Source organism: Haloferula sp. A504, from assembly GCF_044385805.1.
Lineage (GTDB): Bacteria > Verrucomicrobiota > Verrucomicrobiia > Verrucomicrobiales > Akkermansiaceae > Haloferula.
Genome location: NZ_JBISBU010000080.1, coordinates 1 through 18,315, shown reverse-complemented (window position 1 = coordinate 18,315; position 18,315 = coordinate 1). Strand labels below are relative to the sequence as shown.

At 64.2% G+C, this 18,315-nt stretch carries 14 protein-coding genes; 9 read left to right on the top strand and 5 right to left on the bottom strand.

Going from position 1 to position 18,315, the window contains the following annotated elements:
* Window positions 1–294, top strand: a 294-nt coding sequence (locus ACG2LG_RS22085) for a hypothetical protein (RefSeq protein ID WP_396262744.1), incomplete at its 5' end; no start/stop codon positions are given.
* 23 nt (window positions 295–317) lie between these two features.
* Here the strand turns inward: ACG2LG_RS22085 and ACG2LG_RS22080 are convergent.
* Entirely contained in the window at window positions 318–1,829 is a 1,512-nt protein-coding gene (locus ACG2LG_RS22080; RefSeq protein ID WP_396262742.1) for a LamG-like jellyroll fold domain-containing protein, read from the bottom strand.
* Between the two features lie 71 nt (window positions 1,830–1,900).
* Here ACG2LG_RS22080 and ACG2LG_RS22075 point away from each other — a divergent pair, with 71 nt between their 5' ends.
* The 5 genes from ACG2LG_RS22075 to ACG2LG_RS22055 all read left to right on the top strand — a co-directional run bounded on the left by ACG2LG_RS22075 (window position 1,901) and on the right by ACG2LG_RS22055 (window position 7,778).
* Window positions 1,901–2,818, top strand: coding sequence for a ThuA domain-containing protein (locus ACG2LG_RS22075; RefSeq protein WP_396262740.1), 918 nt, complete (start codon window positions 1,901–1,903; stop codon window positions 2,816–2,818).
* Window positions 2,819–2,864: 46 nt separating this feature from the next.
* Window positions 2,865–3,347, top strand: coding sequence for a sulfatase-like hydrolase/transferase (locus tag ACG2LG_RS22070; RefSeq protein WP_396262738.1), 483 nt, complete (start codon window positions 2,865–2,867; stop codon window positions 3,345–3,347).
* A 160-nt stretch (window positions 3,348–3,507) separates the two neighbouring features.
* Window positions 3,508–4,125, top strand: a complete 618-nt coding sequence (locus tag ACG2LG_RS22065; protein WP_396262736.1) for an RNA polymerase sigma factor — start codon at window positions 3,508–3,510, stop codon at window positions 4,123–4,125.
* Window positions 4,118–6,130 carry a protein kinase gene (locus ACG2LG_RS22060; protein ID WP_396262734.1) on the top strand — a complete coding sequence of 671 codons (2,013 nt, stop codon included), beginning with the start codon at window positions 4,118–4,120 and terminating at the stop codon, window positions 6,128–6,130. Before ACG2LG_RS22065 ends, ACG2LG_RS22060 begins: the two co-directional genes overlap by 8 nt.
* 196 nt (window positions 6,131–6,326) lie before the next feature.
* Window positions 6,327–7,778, top strand: a complete 1,452-nt coding sequence (locus tag ACG2LG_RS22055; RefSeq protein WP_396262732.1) for a hypothetical protein — start codon at window positions 6,327–6,329, stop codon at window positions 7,776–7,778.
* A gap of 153 nt (window positions 7,779–7,931) precedes the next feature.
* On the opposite strand, the gene ACG2LG_RS22050 is transcribed toward ACG2LG_RS22055, so the two are convergent.
* On the bottom strand, window positions 7,932–9,305 hold the full coding sequence (locus tag ACG2LG_RS22050) for an alpha-L-fucosidase (protein WP_396262730.1): 1,374 nt from the start codon (window positions 9,303–9,305) through the stop codon (window positions 7,932–7,934).
* Between the two features lie 201 nt (window positions 9,306–9,506).
* Between ACG2LG_RS22050 and ACG2LG_RS22045 the strand changes: the two genes are divergently transcribed.
* Window positions 9,507–11,747: a hypothetical protein gene (locus ACG2LG_RS22045; RefSeq protein ID WP_396262728.1), complete on the top strand. Its 2,241-nt coding sequence runs from the start codon at window positions 9,507–9,509 to the stop codon at window positions 11,745–11,747.
* A gap of 107 nt (window positions 11,748–11,854) precedes the next feature.
* The gene (locus ACG2LG_RS22040) at window positions 11,855–13,258 is read left to right on the top strand and encodes a sialate O-acetylesterase (RefSeq protein ID WP_396262727.1); all 1,404 of its coding nucleotides are present in this window, start codon (window positions 11,855–11,857) and stop codon (window positions 13,256–13,258) included.
* A 1-nt stretch (window position 13,259) separates the two neighbouring features.
* Here ACG2LG_RS22040 and ACG2LG_RS22035 read toward each other — a convergent pair whose 3' ends face one another.
* Entirely contained in the window at window positions 13,260–13,667 is a 408-nt protein-coding gene (locus ACG2LG_RS22035; protein WP_396262726.1) for a PPC domain-containing DNA-binding protein, read from the bottom strand.
* 126 nt (window positions 13,668–13,793) lie between these two features.
* Between ACG2LG_RS22035 and ACG2LG_RS22030 the strand changes: the two genes are divergently transcribed.
* On the top strand, window positions 13,794–14,432 hold the full coding sequence (locus ACG2LG_RS22030) for a LysM peptidoglycan-binding domain-containing protein (RefSeq protein WP_396262724.1): 639 nt from the start codon (window positions 13,794–13,796) through the stop codon (window positions 14,430–14,432).
* A 7-nt stretch (window positions 14,433–14,439) separates the two neighbouring features.
* On the opposite strand, the gene ACG2LG_RS22025 is transcribed toward ACG2LG_RS22030, so the two are convergent.
* Both ACG2LG_RS22025 and ACG2LG_RS22020 read right to left on the bottom strand, forming a co-directional pair.
* Complete coding sequence (locus ACG2LG_RS22025; RefSeq protein ID WP_396262721.1) at window positions 14,440–16,830, bottom strand: DUF6288 domain-containing protein; 2,391 nt, start codon at window positions 16,828–16,830, stop codon at window positions 14,440–14,442.
* A 16-nt stretch (window positions 16,831–16,846) separates the two neighbouring features.
* Window positions 16,847–18,315 (bottom strand): hypothetical protein (locus tag ACG2LG_RS22020; RefSeq protein WP_396262719.1); only part of this gene is annotated, 1,469 nt, incomplete at its 5' end.

Genomic DNA, 18,315 nt, shown 5'->3' with positions numbered 1-18,315 from the left:
GGGGAGTCGATGCAGGGCGGTCTCGATGGATTCCTCGAGGTCTTCGAGCCCGTCGAATCCCGCGTCGTCAACGGCATCTACCAGCTCACCACCCGGCCCAAGCCGCGCGAGATGCGCAACAAGGTTGGCTGGGTGTTCTTCGACATCGACCCGGCGAAGAACGAACTACGCGCCCTGGAAATCCGCCTCGATGACAAATCGCGGATCAAGACGATCTTCTCCAACACCCGCTACAACCCGGAGATCCCCGACGACCGCTTCCGCTTCGACCTCACCGGCTACAAGGTGCGGTAGCTGCGGCATCCTGCCGCAGGCCGTCACCGCGGCTTCCAGCCGCCCGTCGAGTCCCCCTGCACCACCCCCTTCGCCGCCTCGAATTGGAGCGCCACCTCCGTCCCGGTAAGCGGACGATTCCACAAGGCGATCTCATCCACCCAGCCGGTGTAGGCATCGAAGGTGTCATAGAGATCCCGGCTCGGCTTGCCGAAGCGGACGAATCTGCCTCTGAAGCGGCCGTCCTCCAAGGAACGCGACTCCGCGTCGCGGGCGTTCAGGCTCCCGTCGATGTAGAGGTCCACCGACGACGGACCCCAGCTCGCGACGACATGGTGCCAGCTTCCGTCGGCGATGTTTCGTGCGGATGACACGGACACGTCGTCATCACCATTCTCGATTTCGAAGAGAACCCGCCCGGACGCGGTGAGGCGGGCATGCAGGGCGGCCTCGTCCGGAACTCTCCGCTCCCCGGTGCCCGCACCAGCCAGCCAAAGAATCTCTTCCCGCGGCGTGTCCGCGGGATTGCGACGGATCCAGAACGATACGGCTCCCTCCCGGCGCTTCACCCCATGCAGACCATCCAACCCTGCCACCACGGACTGATCGCTCCCGCCTTCCATGAACAACGAACGATTCGCCGCAGGAAACCCATCGAAGGATTCCAGGGGGCCGATCCCCGGCTCCCCCGCTCTCACCTTTTCCGCCAAGAAGCCGGTGGAACTTCCACGGACCCGATTGGCCAACCGGCGATCCGCAGCCTCGTCGTCCAATGTCCAGTAGCCCGCTGGGGCCTGTCCCATGACGGCGGCACGATAATCCGCGGGTCCTGAAAGCAGGGTCGGCATGTCCGGGAAGGGATCGACCGCCGGGTCGATCTCCCTGGTCTTCCCGTTCCCCTCGACGACGAAGGCCGTGCCCGGTTGATCGAACCCCGCCACCCGTGTGCCCCCAGGCCGGTCCAGAACCTCGACCCGGCCCTCGACGAGATGCACCTCCACCGGGCCCTCCACCGGCACCCGCACGCCAAAACGCGTGCCGACGTCACGGATCTGCAGCCCCGCCGCCTCAACCTCGAAACCCTCGTCCGAGCTGCCCGTGTCGAGCCACAGCCACCCGCTCTTCAACCACGGACGCCGCAGCGAGGGGAAAGCGACCTCGGCCGGCCCTCGCAACGCCAGCAATTCCCCGGAATCCAATGCCAACCTCACCGTTCCGGATGCGACTTGCACCGTCGAGCCCTCCACCACATCGACCGGGCCGCCCCTCGCTTCTTGGGCGACGCCATTGACCGTCCACCGGGTTTGGGGCGAGACCGCCGCCTCCAGGATTCCGGGCTCGGGTCGCGCATCCTCCACTTCGTAGCAAACCTCGGCCGCATCCTCGATCAGGAGGTGCAGCGTTTCCTCGGGCACCGACCAAACCTTGCGCCGCTTCTGGTCCCGCCACAGGGCCATCACCTTGAACCGCGCCACCGAGAACATCCACGCCTTGAAGTTCGTCCCGACCTCGAACTTCGGGAAAGGAATCGGTTGGGGTTGCTCCGCAGAGAACAACGGGACGGGGTGTGATCGGGAATGACCCAGCCGGTTGTAAGCCGAGATGCATGCGGTCCGTAACCGCGACCATGAGCAAATGGATCGCGCTCGGACTGATGACTCTGGGAATGGTGCAATCGGGCGGGGCAGAGCCGTCGAAACCCGCGGCTCCGGCGGAGACCAAGAAGGTGGTCTTTCTGGCAGGGGCTCCGAGCCATGGCTACGGAGCGCACGAGCATCGGGCCGGATCGCTGTTGCTCGCCGGTCAGTTGAACAAGCACATGAGCGAACAGCTCCACGCCGAAGTCCACCTCGCCAAGGACTGGCCGGGCAATGCCAAGGTCATCGAGGACGCGGATGCGATCGTGTTTTACTGCGACGGGGGGAAGAAGCACATGGCCAACCAGCATCTCGAGGGCCTGGATGTGAAGTTGAAGGACGGCTGTGGCCTCGCCTGCCTGCACTACGGAGTGGAGACCACCAAGGGACCCTCTGGAGACAAGTTTCTCGAATGGATGGGAGGATACTTCGAGCCGCATTGGTCGGTGAATCCGCATTGGGACGCCGAGTTCAAGGAGCTGCCGGATCACCCGATCACGCGCGGTGTCAAGCCCTTCACGATCCGAGATGAGTGGTATTACCACATGCGCTTTGTCGAAGGGATGAAAGGGGTGACGCCGATTCTTTCCGCTCATCCGCCGGCCGAGACGCTGAGTCGGAAAGACGGTCCCCATTCGGGAAATCCACACGTCCGGGAAGCGATGGCGAAAGGCGAGATCCAGCACGTGGCGTGGGCCTACGAACGCCCGACGGGTGGTCGTGGTTTCGGATTCACCGGCGGCCACTTCCACCGCAACTGGGCAAACGACGACTTCCGCAGGATCGTGCTGAACGCCATCACTTGGGTGGCGCAGGCCGAGGTTCCGCCGGGAGGGGTTCCCTCGGATCCGGTGACGGAGGCTGACCTTGAGAAAAATCAGGACTTCCCAAAGCCCCAGCCGGAATGAAAGTAACGCCATCCTGCTGGTACCTGTTTTGCACATTTTGATCTTCATGAAACACTTCCCGATTTTGCTCGCAATCGTCCTCACCGGATTCACGCAGGCGAAGCCACCGAACATCGTCATCATCCTGTCCGACGACCAGTCCTGGACCGACTACGGGTTCATGGGACATCCCGAGATCAAGACTCCCCACCTTGATCGACTCGCCGAGGAGAGTGCGACCTTTACGCGTGGGTATGTGCCGACCGCCCTGTGCCGACCCGCGCTGATGTCGATCGCCACCGAGCTCTACGCCCACCAGACATGCATCACGGGAAATGATCCGGCTCCGACTCCGGCGAACAAGGCCCATGAAATGGCCGAGGGGAAGACGGCGAAGGAGATCCTGATTTCCAATATCGACAGGCACGGAGCGCTGCCCAAGTGGCTGTCGCAGGAGGGCTACTTCAGTTTTCAGTCAACCCCCTTTTCCCCGCCCTCCGGCCCAGCCCAACGGCTGTTTCAGGGCCCTGCCTCAGAAGCAAATTCCTAGCAGTCGGCCGCGAAATCGCAGTCCGGATCTGGTGCAGATTGAATGGCACCTGACTCGCGCGCATCACGAGTGCCGAAAGGAACCACCGCTACCAGCAAAACTTCAAATTTTGGGACCGACTCTGACGGCGACAACAGGTGCATTGGAAATCCAGAGTGTCATGCCTCAGCATCCCGACCTTCTGCCGACCCGGCGCTCTCTGATCGTGAGGGCCAGCAGCGGCCCTGACGGCAAGCCGTGGGAGGACCTCCTGAAATACTACGATTCCTTCATCACCAAGATCCTGTTGCGGATGGGCTTCCGGGACATGGATCTCGAGGATGTCCGGCAGCAGGTTTCGCTCAAGCTGTGGCAGGGACTCGGCTCCTACCAACCGGACGAGGGGAGAGCCCGCTTCCGCAACTGGCTCTCCACCCTGATTCGCAACTGCGCGATCGACTGGATTCGCGCGCATCGATGGCAACACGCGGAAACCTCCCTCGAATCGGAGGACTTGGAGCGCATGGACCCGGAGAGGCCGGAGATCGAAGGCATGATCGAGCAGGAGTGGCAGCGACACGTCGTCGACCTTGCCATCGGCAACCTGAGGCAGGTGTTCTCCGGCAAGGCGTTGCAGGTGTTCGCTCTTTCACTCAGGGGAGAGTCCGTCGACTCGATCGCCGAGCGCCTGAAGCTGCGCAGGGAGAGCGTCTACGTGCTGAAAACCCGGGTGAAGGCGCGCGTCCGCCTGGAAATCGCGCGGCTGCAACTCGAATTGGAGGGGCATCCCGATGAGTGAGCCCGATGAATTGTACGAGCAGTCACTGCGCGAGATCGGCGCTCATGCCGGGGCGCTGTACGCCGAGGCCGCGGAGCAGGGCGGAGAACTGGAGAGCCGGGATGATTCCGCCCCGCTGTTTCACGCACTGAAGGAGATCCGCGATCGCTACGAAAACGCCGAACGCATCGCCCGTGGCGGAACCAAGGAGGTCTGGCGGGTGCATGACCGGCGCTCGACCCGCGACGTCGCGATGGCCAAACCCCTTCCCTCCCTGGGTGAGAACGACTACGACGCCTTCCTGCGGGAGGCCCACATCACCGCTCGCCTCGACCACCCCGGCATCGTCAAACTCTTTGACATGGGCATCGATGCGGACGGGCGCCCGTTCTTCACCATGGAGCTCAAGAAGGGACGTTCGCTGCGACAGTTGCTGCAGGAGGCTCGCGATGGCGCCGATTTTCCCCTGTCCCAGCGGCTCTCCATCCTGCGCCGCGTCTGCGAGGCCGTCGCCTACGCCCACTCCCGGCGCGTCCTGCACCTGGATCTCAAGCCGGAGAACATCCAGGTCGGTGAATTCGGCGAGGTGCAGGTCTGCGATTGGGGCATGAGCCTGGTGCTGCGGCCCGACGCCGGGGAATTGGAGGAGACGGAAGTGCTTCTCGATCCCGATCTCTACGGGCCGCTGCTGATGCACTCCCGCGGCACCCCGGGATACATGGCCCCCGAGCAGTCCGAACCCGGACGACCGAAGTCGATTGCCATGGATGTGTATTCACTTGGCTGTCTGCTGCAGGAACTGCTGACCTTGCAGGCGCCGGATCACACGCAGGCTCCGTCCAAGCCCGGCGACGACGTGCTTGGCTCCATTGTCACCAAAGCCTGCCGCAGGAATCCCGCGGAGCGCTACCCTACCGTGTCCGGCTTGCATCACGACTTGACCCGCCATCTCAGCGGCTACAGGACCTCCGTCGAGAGGGCCGGCTTCCTGCGGGAAGCGCAGCTGTTTTATGGCCGGCACCGCAGCGCCTGCCTGCTGGTCGCCGCGCTGCTGCTGCTTGCAGCGATGGGAACGGCCGTGTTCATCCAGCAGCTCCGCCAGAGCCGCGAGGACGCCGTGGCAGCACGGGTGGCGGCCGAGCGGGCCCGGGAACTCTACCGCAGCCAGAAGCTGCAAGCCGAAACCACCCTTCATGACTATCTCGCTGCCATCGACGAATCCGATCGCCGACTCGAGGAGCAGGCGCAGATGACGGCCCGCTCGGTCGTCCGCCTGACCCGCAAGCCCTTCCCGACGGACGAGGACGGCTTCCCGAGAATCGTCGCGGAAGGGCGGCAGCGACTCGACCGGGTTATCGCGCTCAACCCGCCGCCCGAGTCGCCCGTGTGGTTTCAGAAATTCTGGCTGCTGTTTCTCGCACAGGACTTGAGGGGCGCGCTCAGCGTCGCGGGTGGCGATCTGGAACCGGTGCAGGATCTCGTCGCCCTCGCCCACAAGCATCTCCCGGCTCAGCCGGACTCCGGGCCGTTACCGGCCGCCGCATTCGGGCAACTGATGCGCGATCTCATCGCCCTGCGGGAGCCACACCGCACCCCCCTCATGGAGCGCATGCTGGTCTATGACATGAGGTTTCCGAGGACCGATGCCGAGCGGGCAGCCATCCTGCGCGAGGTCCTCGCCGCGATGAATCCGGATGCGCCGGAGGTCAACCTCCTCTTCGAACCCCGGCAACGGTCGGTCGAGGTCCAGGGCTCCGAGGTTCGCACACTGTCCCTGCGAGCCTGGCACGACTGCTCCAATCTCAGCCTGTTGCGTTTCCTCAAGCCCCGCGAGGTCCTGTTGCGGGGAACCAAGCTGGCGGACCTCGGGGAACTCAATGGCCTGCAGCCCCTCAGAATCGACCTGCGCGACACCGAGGTCACCGATCTCCAGCCGCTGGCCGGGATGCACTACCTGCAGCAGGTCCTGGTGACGCCGGGACGCTTCACCGAGCGGCAGCTCTCCATTCTCAAGGAGCGGGACTGACCCCGAGGCAAGCCCTGAACATAGCGGCCCCGGGGGATGTTGCGGGTCCATTGGGAAGAAATTTCGAAAAAAATCGCCGCAGCTGTTTCGATTCCCCGGCCCGGCGCGTTCCTCCCTGTAGATTCATCCTGTGCGGGCATTTCTGCGGAGGCAGCATATGCCTAATCCTGCATACCGGGTTCAAGAAACAGAAATCATGAAACTCCCTCAACTCCCCATGTTCTCCCCCATCGCCTCGCTCGGTCTCATCGGCTTGACGATCTGTGTCCTGTCAATGCCATCTCACGCAGCCACTGTTCTGGTTGGCTTTGATACGTTTCCTAATGCCACAAACAACCAAACGGTCAACATCGCAGGATTCACGGGCACCCTGACCAACGGGGTCGGTTCCCGGGGTGATGGCTCAACGGACGGCACTTACGGCACATTTGGCTCAGGAGCCTCCACAACGACCTCCCCGAATGGCTCAGTCAGCATCAGGAACGGCACGATCACCCTGGTTCTGACCAACAACTCGGGAACCACCTACAACCTGTTGGCCTATTATTTTGACGTCACCGACAAGGGGAGTGACAACACGCCGGAGGATTTGGCCTTGTCCATCTCCGGCGGCATGTGGATCAGCCGCGACGGACTCTCGACCTGGGAACAGGTCACCCAGGGCAGCCAGTATCCGAAGGTGGCCGGCGAGGGCTACTTCGAGGATCCGGTGATCTGGCGGACCGAGGTCCAGTACCACCTGATCGTCAACAACTGGCACGGACGCATCGCCTACCATCTCCGCTCGAAGGACGGATTCCACTGGAAGACGGATCCGGGTGAGGCCTACACCACGGACTTCGCCGTCTCGGAGGATGGAGGTTCGGAGGAATGGTACAAGTATGAGCGGATGAGGGTGCTCCAGGACGAGCACCGCCGCGCGATCCAGGCCAACTTCGCGGTGATCGACTTCAACAAGTGGGAAGACAAACCCAACGACATCCACAGCTCGAAGAACATCTCCATCCCGCTGACTCCCGGCCGGCTCCTGACGCTCGACCACGAGGACAAGATCACCGATGCCACCCCGGAGGTCCGGGTGCGGATCGCGGCCGAGCCCGGCTTTGGTCCGCATCAGGACATCGACCTGAAGAGCCTGCGTTTCGGCGCACCCGAGGAAGTGAACTTCGGACGCGGTGCGGCTTTGCTGAGAACCGAGAAGGCCGGAAAGGATCTGGTCGTAGTCTTTCCCGGAAAGGGCTGTGGCTTCGCCGACCACAATTTCGCCGGCAAGCTGCTGGGCAAGACCTCCAAGGGGAAACTGCTATTCGGCTATTGTCGCCTGCCTTGGGTCGACTACGAGGAACCCATGCTGACCGTTCGCCGTCCCGAGGCCGCGGTGCGGGAGGGACGGATCGTCCTGCGGATCGAGGTATCCAACCACGCCTCGGCGTCGGAGGAGTCCGAGCTGAAGATCGAGGCCGACGGGATGCCGCCCGTGTCCGCGCCCTGCCCGCCGCTCAAATCCGACGCCAAGACCATGGTGGAGGTGCCACTCCCCGAGGCATACCACCCCGGACAATCCCACGACCTCAGGATCACCACCGGTCTCGACCTGCAGCAACCCACCGTGTTCGTGGCCAGGGGGTTCGAGTTACCGAAGCGGTGAAGGATGGACCGCTTCCGAGTCACGAGGATTGATCTCATGAATCGAGATGATGCAAGTCTACGACCGGGATTTCGCGCTACTGTCTGCCTCGGAGCCTTCAAAGGCCCGCGCGCGAGTGGACTCGCGCGGGCCGCCTGCGGCAGCAGCGAATCGTCACTTCGTCACGATCCGATACACGAGCCCCGCCTGGTGGGGATCCTTCCCGGGAGCGGACAACTCCAGACCCTTGTCGGATTGCTTCCAGTCGATCTTGTCTTCGGAACCCAACACACTGACCTCCCTCACCTCGATGTTGTTGAAGGCTTCAATCACCAACCGAGCCTGTGGCGGCTTGGTGCAGATCGCGTAGACCGTGTTCCCCTTGGCAGTGAAGTAAACCGAGTCTCCCTCGCTGTGGACCCGCCACTCGGAGGCACCGCGAATGGCCTCTTCGTTGATTTCCATCCACTTCCCCGCTTCCAGCAAGCGGTCGATGCAGGGCTGGGGAAAGGTCCCCTCCGCCGTCGGCCCGACGTTGAGCAGGTAGTTGCCGCCCTTGCTCACGATGTCCGCGAGGCGGCGGATGATCTCATCGGGCTCCACCCACTTGTGGTCGTTCCTGTTGTAGCCGTAGCTGGTGTTCATTGAGCCGGGGTTCTCCCATTCGAAGTCGACGGAGTTCTCAAGGATCTTGTTGTCGCCCGAGGAAATGTAGTCGCAGTAGGGCGGCGGGATCTGCTTGGGAAAGACCGGGCTCCAGATCCGGCTGTTGATGATCGTGTCCGGACTGAGATCACGGATGGCGTCGTAGGTGCGCTTGATCTGGTCCGGACTCTTCATCTCGATGGCGTCGAACCAGAGCAGGTCGATGTCGTACTGCGTGATGAGTTCCTTCACCTGTGGCAGGGCGATTTCCTCAAAGTAACGGTCGAAGTCCTCGTCGGTGGAGTCCGGAAAATCCCAGGTGTTGGTCTGCTTGTAGCGGTTGCCCTGACCCGTCGGACGATACCAGTCGCGATCGACCGAATAGTAGACTCCGAAGTGCAGCTCGGCGCGGTGGCACGCTTCCTCGAGTTCCTTGATGATGTCGCGGCGGAAGGGCGTGGCATCCATCACGTCGTAGTCCGTGACCTTCGAGTCGAAGAGGCTGAAGCCGTCGTGGTGCTTGGCGGTGATCACCACGTATCTCATGCCGGCCTGCTTCGCCACCTCGACCCAGGCATCGGCGTCGAAGGACTCGGGGTTGAAGCGCTTGCCAAGCTTTGCGTATTCCTCGCGGGGGATCTTTTCGCTGAACATGATCCACTCGGAATACCCATGGTCGTAGACCTTGTCCTTCCAGGTGCCGGCCGGGATGGCGTAGAGGCCCCAGTGGATGAAGAGCCCGTAGCGGGCGTCCCGCCACCATCCGATACGCTCCTGCCGGGCCTTCTCAAGGTCGACGGCAGCCTCCGGCGGCGGACTGGCAGGCGAGGATTCCGCGAGGACGGGCAGAAAGAGGAATCCGGTCGCCAAAGCGACCCTTGCCAACGCTTGTCGGGCCTTCATGCAGGGATGACTTCAACCTCCGTGACGGGGTTGAGCAAGAATTTCGTCACGGAAGGCCCCCGCGACCACAGTCGCGCATCGCCCGCCCCTGAAGCGCCAGCGGGCTCGCGCCGTCCGTTCCCGAGCCCTATCGTCGAAATTCCGTGATTTCCGTGCCTTCCGTGGTTCTTATCTCCCCGTCAACCGCCTCACCCATCACCCATGAAACTCCTCCTTTTCACCGCCCTCCTTGCGTCTCCGCTGCTCGCCGAGGACGTCTTCCCCGGTGCCGATGAGAACTCGCCATCCCGTGCCCACTACTTCTCCTGGATCAACAACACCAACGAGGGCGCCACCATCGAGCAGACCGCGGCCAACATGGGCTTCTTCCAGTGGCTGCACGACGAATACGGCATGGTCCTCGACCTCTACGCCTTCGACGCGGGCGCGGTCGACGCCCCGCAATACTACGGCAGGCCCGACACCCGGAAGTTCCGGACCCAGTTTCCCGACGGCTTCGGCCCCGCCGCCCGCATGGCGGAGGGCTTCGGCGGACGCCTCGGCGTCTGGCTCGGGCCCGACGGCTTTGGCGACACCGACGAGGAGAAGCAGGCCCGCATCGACTTCCTCGTCTCGCTGTGCCGCGATGACAATGTCGAGTTGTTCAAGATGGACGCCGTCTGCGGCCAGCTCCGCGACGAGAAGCAACCGGCGCTGATCGAGCTGATGAAGGAAGCCCGCAAGCACCAGCCCGACCTCATCATGCTCAACCACCGGCTCAACCTGGGGCCGGCCGAGCCGTACGCGACCACTTTCCTGTGGGAAGGCGCCGAGACCTACATCGACGTCCACATGGCGAACACCATGACCGCCACGCACAACCGGGCGAAGGCACTGAGCCGCGGCCTGCCGCCGGAGCTCAAGCGCCTCGCCGAGGACCACGGCGTGTGCCTTTCCTCCTGCCTCGACTACTGGGCCGATGACCTGATCCTCCAGGCCTTCAACCGCTCGATGATCCTCGCGCCGCAGCTCTACGGCAGCCCCTGGTTCCTGCGCGACGACGAGTATCCGAAGCTCGCCCGCATCTTCAACCTGCACCGCAAGTATCGCGACATCCTGGTCAAGGGGATGGTCCTGCCGGAGGAGGAGTATGGCCCCCACGCCGTGTCGCGTGGCGATGAAAGCACCCGCCTGATCACCTTGCGCAACCTGACCTGGGAGCCGGTCAACTACGAGGTCGCGCTCGACGACAGCATCGGCCTCACCGCGAAGGGCGGACGCGAGGCGCGCCTCTTCCACCCCTACGAGGAGATCCTCGGCAAGGACCTCAAGGCCACCGACACCGTCGAGATCACCGTTCATCCCTTCCGTGCCGCCCTGCTGCTCGCCACCACCGCGGGCTGCGACGAGCCCGCCCTGGCCGAGGGACCGTATCGCGTGATCAAGAATGTCGAGGGTCAGGAACCGGTGATCGAAAAGCTGGTCCCGCTCGACCTCGAGAAGCCCTGGCACCGCAAGCTGGCCGACCTTTCGCCGACCGAACTGCCCGAGGACTGGGTGGGCCTCTACGAAGCGACCGTGTTCGCCGCCGACAACAACGCGCTCGAGCTGCGCAGCCTCGAGCGCTCCGGCCCGACGGAAATCCCGGCGGTCGACGAGGCCCGGCAGGCCTTCCTCGACCAGCCCTTGATGCAGGCCCGCGCGCTGTCCGGCCGCTACATGTTCGACGGCGATCCGACGACCGTCTTCGATGTCTTCGTCCGCAACCGCGACATGCGAATCTCCGACGGCGCGCTGCGAGTCGACTTCGCCACTCCGTCCAGCTTCGACCGCCTCGCGATCCACACCCAGGCGCTCGACAGCACGCTGATCAAGAACGAGCAGCTCGGTGCCCAGTTCAGCACCAATCTGGTCGAGTGGGTCCCGGCCGATGAGCTGATCGTCCACGGCGACACGCTCAACGTTTATCCGCCCGAGGGCGACTGGCGCTATTTCCGCATGCCCATGGCCCCCGAGCGCATCGCCGAAATCGAGGCCTGGCGAGGTGACCTCGCGCTGCCCCGCGACGACTGGCGCGGCAGCAACCTTTTCGCCCACCCCGCGGCGCGGCCCGCCGACAAGGCGTGGTCGGCCACGGTGACCCTCGACGAGATCACCCCCACCTCCTACCTCTGCGTCGCCATCGAGGGCGAACACGGCGAGGAGGGCGCCTATGCCGCCCTGCGCGTCGATGGCAAGCCGGTCGGCGCGCCGTCCCGCGCGACGTCCTACCCGTCCAACACCTGGGAATACCCGGTGCGCCGCAGCAAGACCGGTTTCACCTACTTCTTCCCGCTCGACGCCTCGCATGTCGGCAAGGAAGTCGAAGTCGTGGTGCTCGGCATGAAGGATGGCGGCAAGGATCTCAAGCCGAGAGTCTGGATCACGGCCCGCGACCTGCCATTCCGGAGCGAGCGGCCCTGACCATGGCAGAGGATTGGCGTCCGCCACCAAATTTTCCCACTTGTCCGAAAGTCCGGAAGTGGCTGCCGGGTAGTGAGATATCAACAAGCTCCAATTCGAACTTTGTCATGAAATTCATCCATCGCCTGCTCGCGGCAGCCATTCTCACCATCCCTCCTGCCCTGGCCGAGCAACCGGTCAAGGTCTACATCCTCGCCGGCCAGTCGAACATGGTCGGCATCGGCCAGGTCACCGGAGGCGGCAGCCGCTGGGGCAAGGAGTTCGTGGATCCCGTGCTCTCGGTTTACGAGGGCGACTACGATCCGCAGACCGACTACGACAAGCTGGAGCCGGTCAAAACCGTGAAGCTCGAGGAATTCGGTGGCGTGAAGCCCACCCCCTACCCGGGCGGCGGAACCCAGATCGTGCGCGGCAAGCTGGTGCCGACCCAGACCGGGGTCTTCGAATTTCGTCCCGGCTACGGCGACTCCGAGCACAACATCATGGAGGTCGCCGGCACCGAAGTCTATCGCAAGGAACCGGGCGGCGAGGCCAGCCGCACCCCGATCCAGCTGACACAAGGCAAGGAGGTTCCCTTCAAGATCACCTACCTCACCGCGGGTGCCAACGGACTTGGCTGGTATGCGCGCCTCGACATTCCGGGCACCCTCTCAACCCTCGTGAAACAGCAGGGCAAGTTCCCCTACCTCATCGACGAGCAGGGCAACTGGGTCTCCCGCGACGACGTCTGGTACAAGGGCGTGGTCACGGCCACCGCAGACAAGTGGCTCAGCGTCGGCTGCGGCGCGGGCGGCAACAACATCGGGCCCGAACTCGGCTTCGGCCACCTGCTCGGCGACCACCACGACGAGCCCGTGCTCATCCTCAAGGCCTCCCAGGGCAACCGCTCGCTGGCCTGGGACTTCCTCCCGCCCGGCAGCGAACGCTACGAGGTCGGCGACACCGTCTATGCCGGCTACAAGGATTCACCGTCCTCGTGGAAAAAGGGCACCAAGCCCGAGCCGATCAACTGGTATGCCGGCAAGCAGTACGACGACTGCTTCGGCGAAGCCAAGAAGGTCCTTGCCAACTTTGATGCCTCCTTCCCCTTCTGGAAGGGTCGCGGCTACGAAATCGCCGGCTTCGGCTGGTGGCAGGGCCACAAGGACACCGGCAGCGAAATCACCGCCGGACGCTACGAACAGAACCTCGTCCATCTGATCAAGACCCTGCGCAAGGAGTTCGAGGCACCCGACGCACCCTTCGTCGTCGCCACGATCGGCTTCGAAGGCCACAAGATGGAAGGACCCACCCTCACCGTGGCCAACGCCCAGCTCGCCGTGGATGGAGACAGCGGCAAGCATCCCGAGTTCAAGGGCAACGTGAAGACCGTGGACACCCGCGACTTCTGGCCAGATCCCGAGCAGTCGCCCAAGAACCAGGGCTTCCACTACCACCAGAACGCCGGCACCTACATGCAGGTCGGCGAAGCCATGGGCAAAGGCATGCTCGAGCTGCTGAAGGGGAAGTGACTCAGTCGGCGGGCCGGGAGCGATTCACTGACAACTCCAGGTATCCGGTCGCGGGATCCATCTCGCGGCAAAATTCCCAGCCCGGCAGAATTCCCATCACGATTTCCGCGGTCGTGCGAACGGTCGCGCCTTCCTTGAGGTGGCCACCCACGACCCGCCCGTCGCCGTCGGAAACCGCGATGTGAAGGTGCGAGCCGCCGGCTGAAAGGGTGCCGCCAAGGCTCAGGATCTCCAATGGTCCGGAGATCGGTGTCGCGACATCCCGGTCGGCGAAACGGATCGTGGCCAGGTCCAGACTGCCGATGCCCGTCAGCACGACCGCCGCGGACCAGCCCTTTTCGATCACAAGCGCATCGAGAGCGGCCTTCAGGTCCGCACCGGGTGGCAGTCTCAGGGGAAAAGTCTCCATGTCGCGGCCATCCTAGGCAGGCAACCCGTCCCCTGCCAGCACGTGAACAGCCCGGCGAGGGGCTCGTGTTTCTTGGCCGATTGATTCGAATAGAATCCCCCGCCAAGCCGTCGGAGGGGTCGAGCGATGAAATGGATTCCCCTCTTATGCGTGGCGCTGGCCACCGGCGCGACGGCGGCGACGGACTCGCTTGCCGAGCTGCGCAGACAGGTCACCGAACAGGAACGTCAGATCCGCCAACTCGAGGTCGAGAACGCCCGGCTCCGCTACATGCTGACCGAGGCCGACACCCACAGCGGTGATCCCCTCTACGGGACAAAGGTCTCGGGCCGGCCGGGTGGCGGCACCGATTCGAAGCCGGAGGTCGGTGAATTCTACATCGTCAGCGAGGGCGACACCCTGTCGGAGATCGCCGCGGCGAAAGGGGTGAGCCTCGAAGCGCTGGCGGCCGTGAACCGGCTCTCAGACCCTTCCACCATCCGGCCCGGGCAACGGCTCCAACTGCCGGAGCGCACGGCTCGCGAACCGCGCACCGCCGTCGTGGAAACCAAACCCGAGCCCGAACCCGAGGCTCCACGCCGCGAGCTGAATCCCCACCGCCACACCGTGCGCGCGGGCGAGAACCTCTACCGGATCTCGCTTCGCTACGGGATCGATCTCGAGGAACTCCTCGCCGCCAATCCATCGGTCGACCCCCGCCGCCTCCGCATCGGCCAGCAGGTCCGCATCCCGAGCTCCGAGCCGATGCTTGCAGGTGGGGGATGATCGGAACTCACTTGAGGTGACGCAGCTCAACGCTGCCGGTCGCGCCCTCAAGCTGGGTGATCATTTCCTCGACCCGATCGGTGATGGGCTGCAGTCCCTTCGCCTCGCGATGCTTCGAGAGGCCGTCGCGGAGCTGCTTGAGTTGCGGAATCATCGGCTTGGCGGCCGGACCATACATCTCGAGGGCATCGAGGCACTGGCTGATGCGGGACCGCTTGTTCCAGCGTTCGAGGTCGAGGAAGGCGAAGCAGAGCGGAATGCCCTCGGCGATGCGGTGCTTGGCGAAGAGTCGCAGACCCGCCAGGCGGATGCCGTCGGCGAACATGATCCCGCTCGGCGAGGGGTTGACGATGGCGTCGCGGATGGCGGGCAAAAGGGGTTCGAGCTCCTCGTAAGCAAGCTTGTCATAGACTCCCCCGACCGTCCCACGGGCACGCCCGTCCTCGTTCTTCAGCCCCGCGACCACCGCCTTGCCCAGCAGCTCGCGATCCACGCCGTCGATCGACTTCTTGAGAATGCTCCCGAACACGATCGAGCACAGGAACCGCTGCTCCATGCCACGCGGGTCGGCATCGGTCGGGCCGACCAGCACCATCTCCAGCAGCTGCGGCACGGCCTCCATCGCCGGTTCACCGATCCCGGCGAGGGCCTCGGCCGCCTGCACGCGCAACCACATGTGCTCGTGGCCCAGGGTCTTCCGCAGCGCCGGCACGGCGTCCCCACCGCGGGCTCCGAGCTTGGCCAGCGTCTGACACGCTCCCAGGCGTTCCTCGAGCGTTCCGGATTCGAGCATGCGCACCAGCGCCTCGATCGAGACATCCTCCTTCTTCGCCAACGCCATGGCGGCACGGTCGCGGATGACCGGCGACCAACTTCCCAGGCGCTCGAAGAGCACCTCGGAATTCAACTCGAGATAACTCGCGATCCGGTTGAGGTTGTCCCAGCCCCTTCCGTCGGCAACAAGCTCGGCGGCCTGCTCCGCATCGAGCTGGGGCGTCGCGACCCGTCCGCGCCCGGTGATGCGGAGCACCTTGCGCGGCATCGCGTAGGCCAGCAGGTAGGTGCCGCTCGCATCCCAGCCCTTGTACTTGTCGGGGCCCGCGCTCGGCGGTCCCTGGTGGGGAAAGGTTCCTTCCGCCGTGCGGGCGAGATCGTAGTACCATGCCCCGAACTCCTTCATCCACTGACCCGTGGCATGCGGTCCGGAGCGGGCGATCGACGGCATCGCCCACAGGACGTTGAAGAAGTTCCCGGTGTGGCCGGTGTCGCGCTCGTTGCCGTGGGAGGCGATGCTCATGCGACCGAAAAACTCGGCGTTGTCCTTCTCGTCGAGCAGGTCGAAGAGCACGGCACTCATGCCGCACTTGCCGTTGTCCTCGTGCATCTGCATCCACGGCGCGTGGTCGCCATAGGGCACCGCGCCCTTGCCGACGTAAAACCGCAGCAGCTTCGCACTGCGCTCGATCGCCTCGGCCACCTCCGGGTCATCGACGCCTGCCTCGCGCGCCAGCACCAGACCATTGGTCAGCACCGCCCCCGGGGAATTCATCATGCCGTAGCCGACCAGACGTCCGTCATCCCCGGCAAACTTGTGGCCCCACGAGCCGACGATGCTCTGCCCCTTGGCCGCCTCCACGGCGATCCGGCGCAGGCCGGGCATGACCGACTGGTCCCCCGTGACCATCACGTACTCGGCCAGCATCACCGCCAGGTGGCCATACCACCACGTGGCCATCGACTCGGTCGAGTAGCCCGCCCCCCATTCGGCCTCACGCTTGACCAGCGGAAGATACTTCTCCTCGCCACTGGCAAGCAGCGCGAGGGCATTGAGCGACCGGGTGATCGGATTCCCCCGATACGAGGGGTCCGCCATCTCGGCGGCGAGGGCCTCGAGCCCCTGCTCGAGAATCTTTTCCGACTTCTCGCAGTCATAGGGCGCAGTCGCGCTGTAGGTGCCCAGCACCGGCAGCTGGATCGTCACCTCCGCGGTCTCGCCATCCCGCCAGCGCGTGACGACGAACTTCCCCGCGCCCTCCTCGGTTTCGGCCCGGGTGAGCGCCTTGCCGAACTCGGTGCGCGGGTCGTGGGAGAAGGGCTCACCGCCGACGCCGAGGATCACGTCGCCGACCTTCATCACGCCATCGGCGGGGGTGCCCTTGGTCACGCGCGTGACGCGGATCTGGCGGGCCTTGAGGGTCGTCAGCCGTTCGCTGTACATCCAGCCGCGCATGCCGGTGGCACCGAGGTTCCAGTCGTGATCGGCTCCCTCGGGAATCGCGTCGCCCTTGGTGAAGTCCGGGTTGCTCAGCTTCGCCCCGCGGGCGGCGGGGAGCGAGGTGGAAAGGGTGAGGAAAAACAGGGTGGCGAGCGTGGTCGCTCGGGCTGGGTTGATGTTCATGGGCAGAGGAGCAGGGTCACTCGGAGGGAATCTCGTTGACCGTGTAAAAGGCGAAACTGTGGAGCGGTTCCTCGCCATCCGCGGAGCGCAGCTTGGCGACATCAAACTCATACACGTGGCCCCGGATCAATTTATCGAATTCCACCGAAACCGACAGGCCGTCGGCGGCCACGCTGACCTTGCGCAGCTCGGGAACCGTCTGGTCGATCTCCGGTCCACCATAGGCCTGGTGGTATTTGTGGGTGAAGGTCGCAAAACGGTAGTTTTCCGGCCGGGTGGCCAGCTCCCGGTCCACCGGTTTGGTGAAGTCGATGGTGAAACCCTTCGACGTGATGTGCAGCGAATGGATCTCAAAAGGGGTGCGCCCGGTCCACTGGATCCGCTCGAGGGCGAAGGGCTTGAGCCCGCGGACCGGCCAGCCGCGGTTGGTGCCGCCGGTGAGCAGGTTGCCTTCCGGTGTGAACTGGACGTTGAGGATCCCGGTGGAAAGTTCCTCACGGAAGGGATAACACGCCCCCTGCCACACGTCGTTGACCTGTTCGGTGGTGGCGCGCATGACCAGCGAGGTGGTGTAGTCGCCCATGAAAAGCTGGCCTTCGTAGGGACCGAACTTGCCGCCCGTCTGGTCCAGCGTGAAACCGGTGACCGAGCGGCCCATGCGGATGTAGGGAAAGATCACGGCGTAGGGCACCAGCTCGGGCACCCGCTCGATCTGCTCGAGCACCGTGGTGCCCGACTCGGGCTCGGTCGGTGCCTTGCCCATGTTCGGCGCGTAGGGATACCAGTTGAAGCTGCGGGGATGCCCCATGAAGCCACCCTCCCGGACAAACTTGAGGCTGTTGCCGCTGTTCCACGGGCCCTGGCTTTCGATGTAGAAAAGGGCTCCCTCCTCGTTGAAGCCAATTCCGCCGGGGCTGCGTGCGCCGCTGGCGTAGGGGATCGACCTTCCATCAGGCGTGATCTTGAGAATCCAGCCGCGGAAGAGCTCGTGCGAGTGGTAGGAACTCGAGAGCCCCAGCGCGACGAACATGTTCCCCTCCGGATCGAAGTCCGAGCCGAAGGCATACTCGTGGTAACTGCCGTAGCCCCACGCGTCAGAGACCGTGTCGAAGCGATCCGCACGACCGTCGCCATTGGCATCCGTCACGCGGGTCAGCTCGCAACTCTGCGTGACGTAGAGCGCGTCGTCCTTCCACGTCAGGCCGAAGATCTCGTCGAGACCGGTGGCGAAGAGGTGATACTGAGGCTCCGGCTTCAGGGCATCCACCCCGGAGATGAAATAAACATTGCCGTGGCGGGTGCCGACCACGATTCGCCCGTCGGGATGCCGCGTGAACGCCCCGGCCTCGATGACGAGGTCGTCCGGAATCGGCAGCGCGACGACCTCGTAATAGGATCGCTCCCGCTCGGCGGTTCCCCAGCGTTCACCGACCTCCTCGGCTTGAGTAACGCCAGCGAGGGCGAGAGCAAGAATCGTGGCGGCGG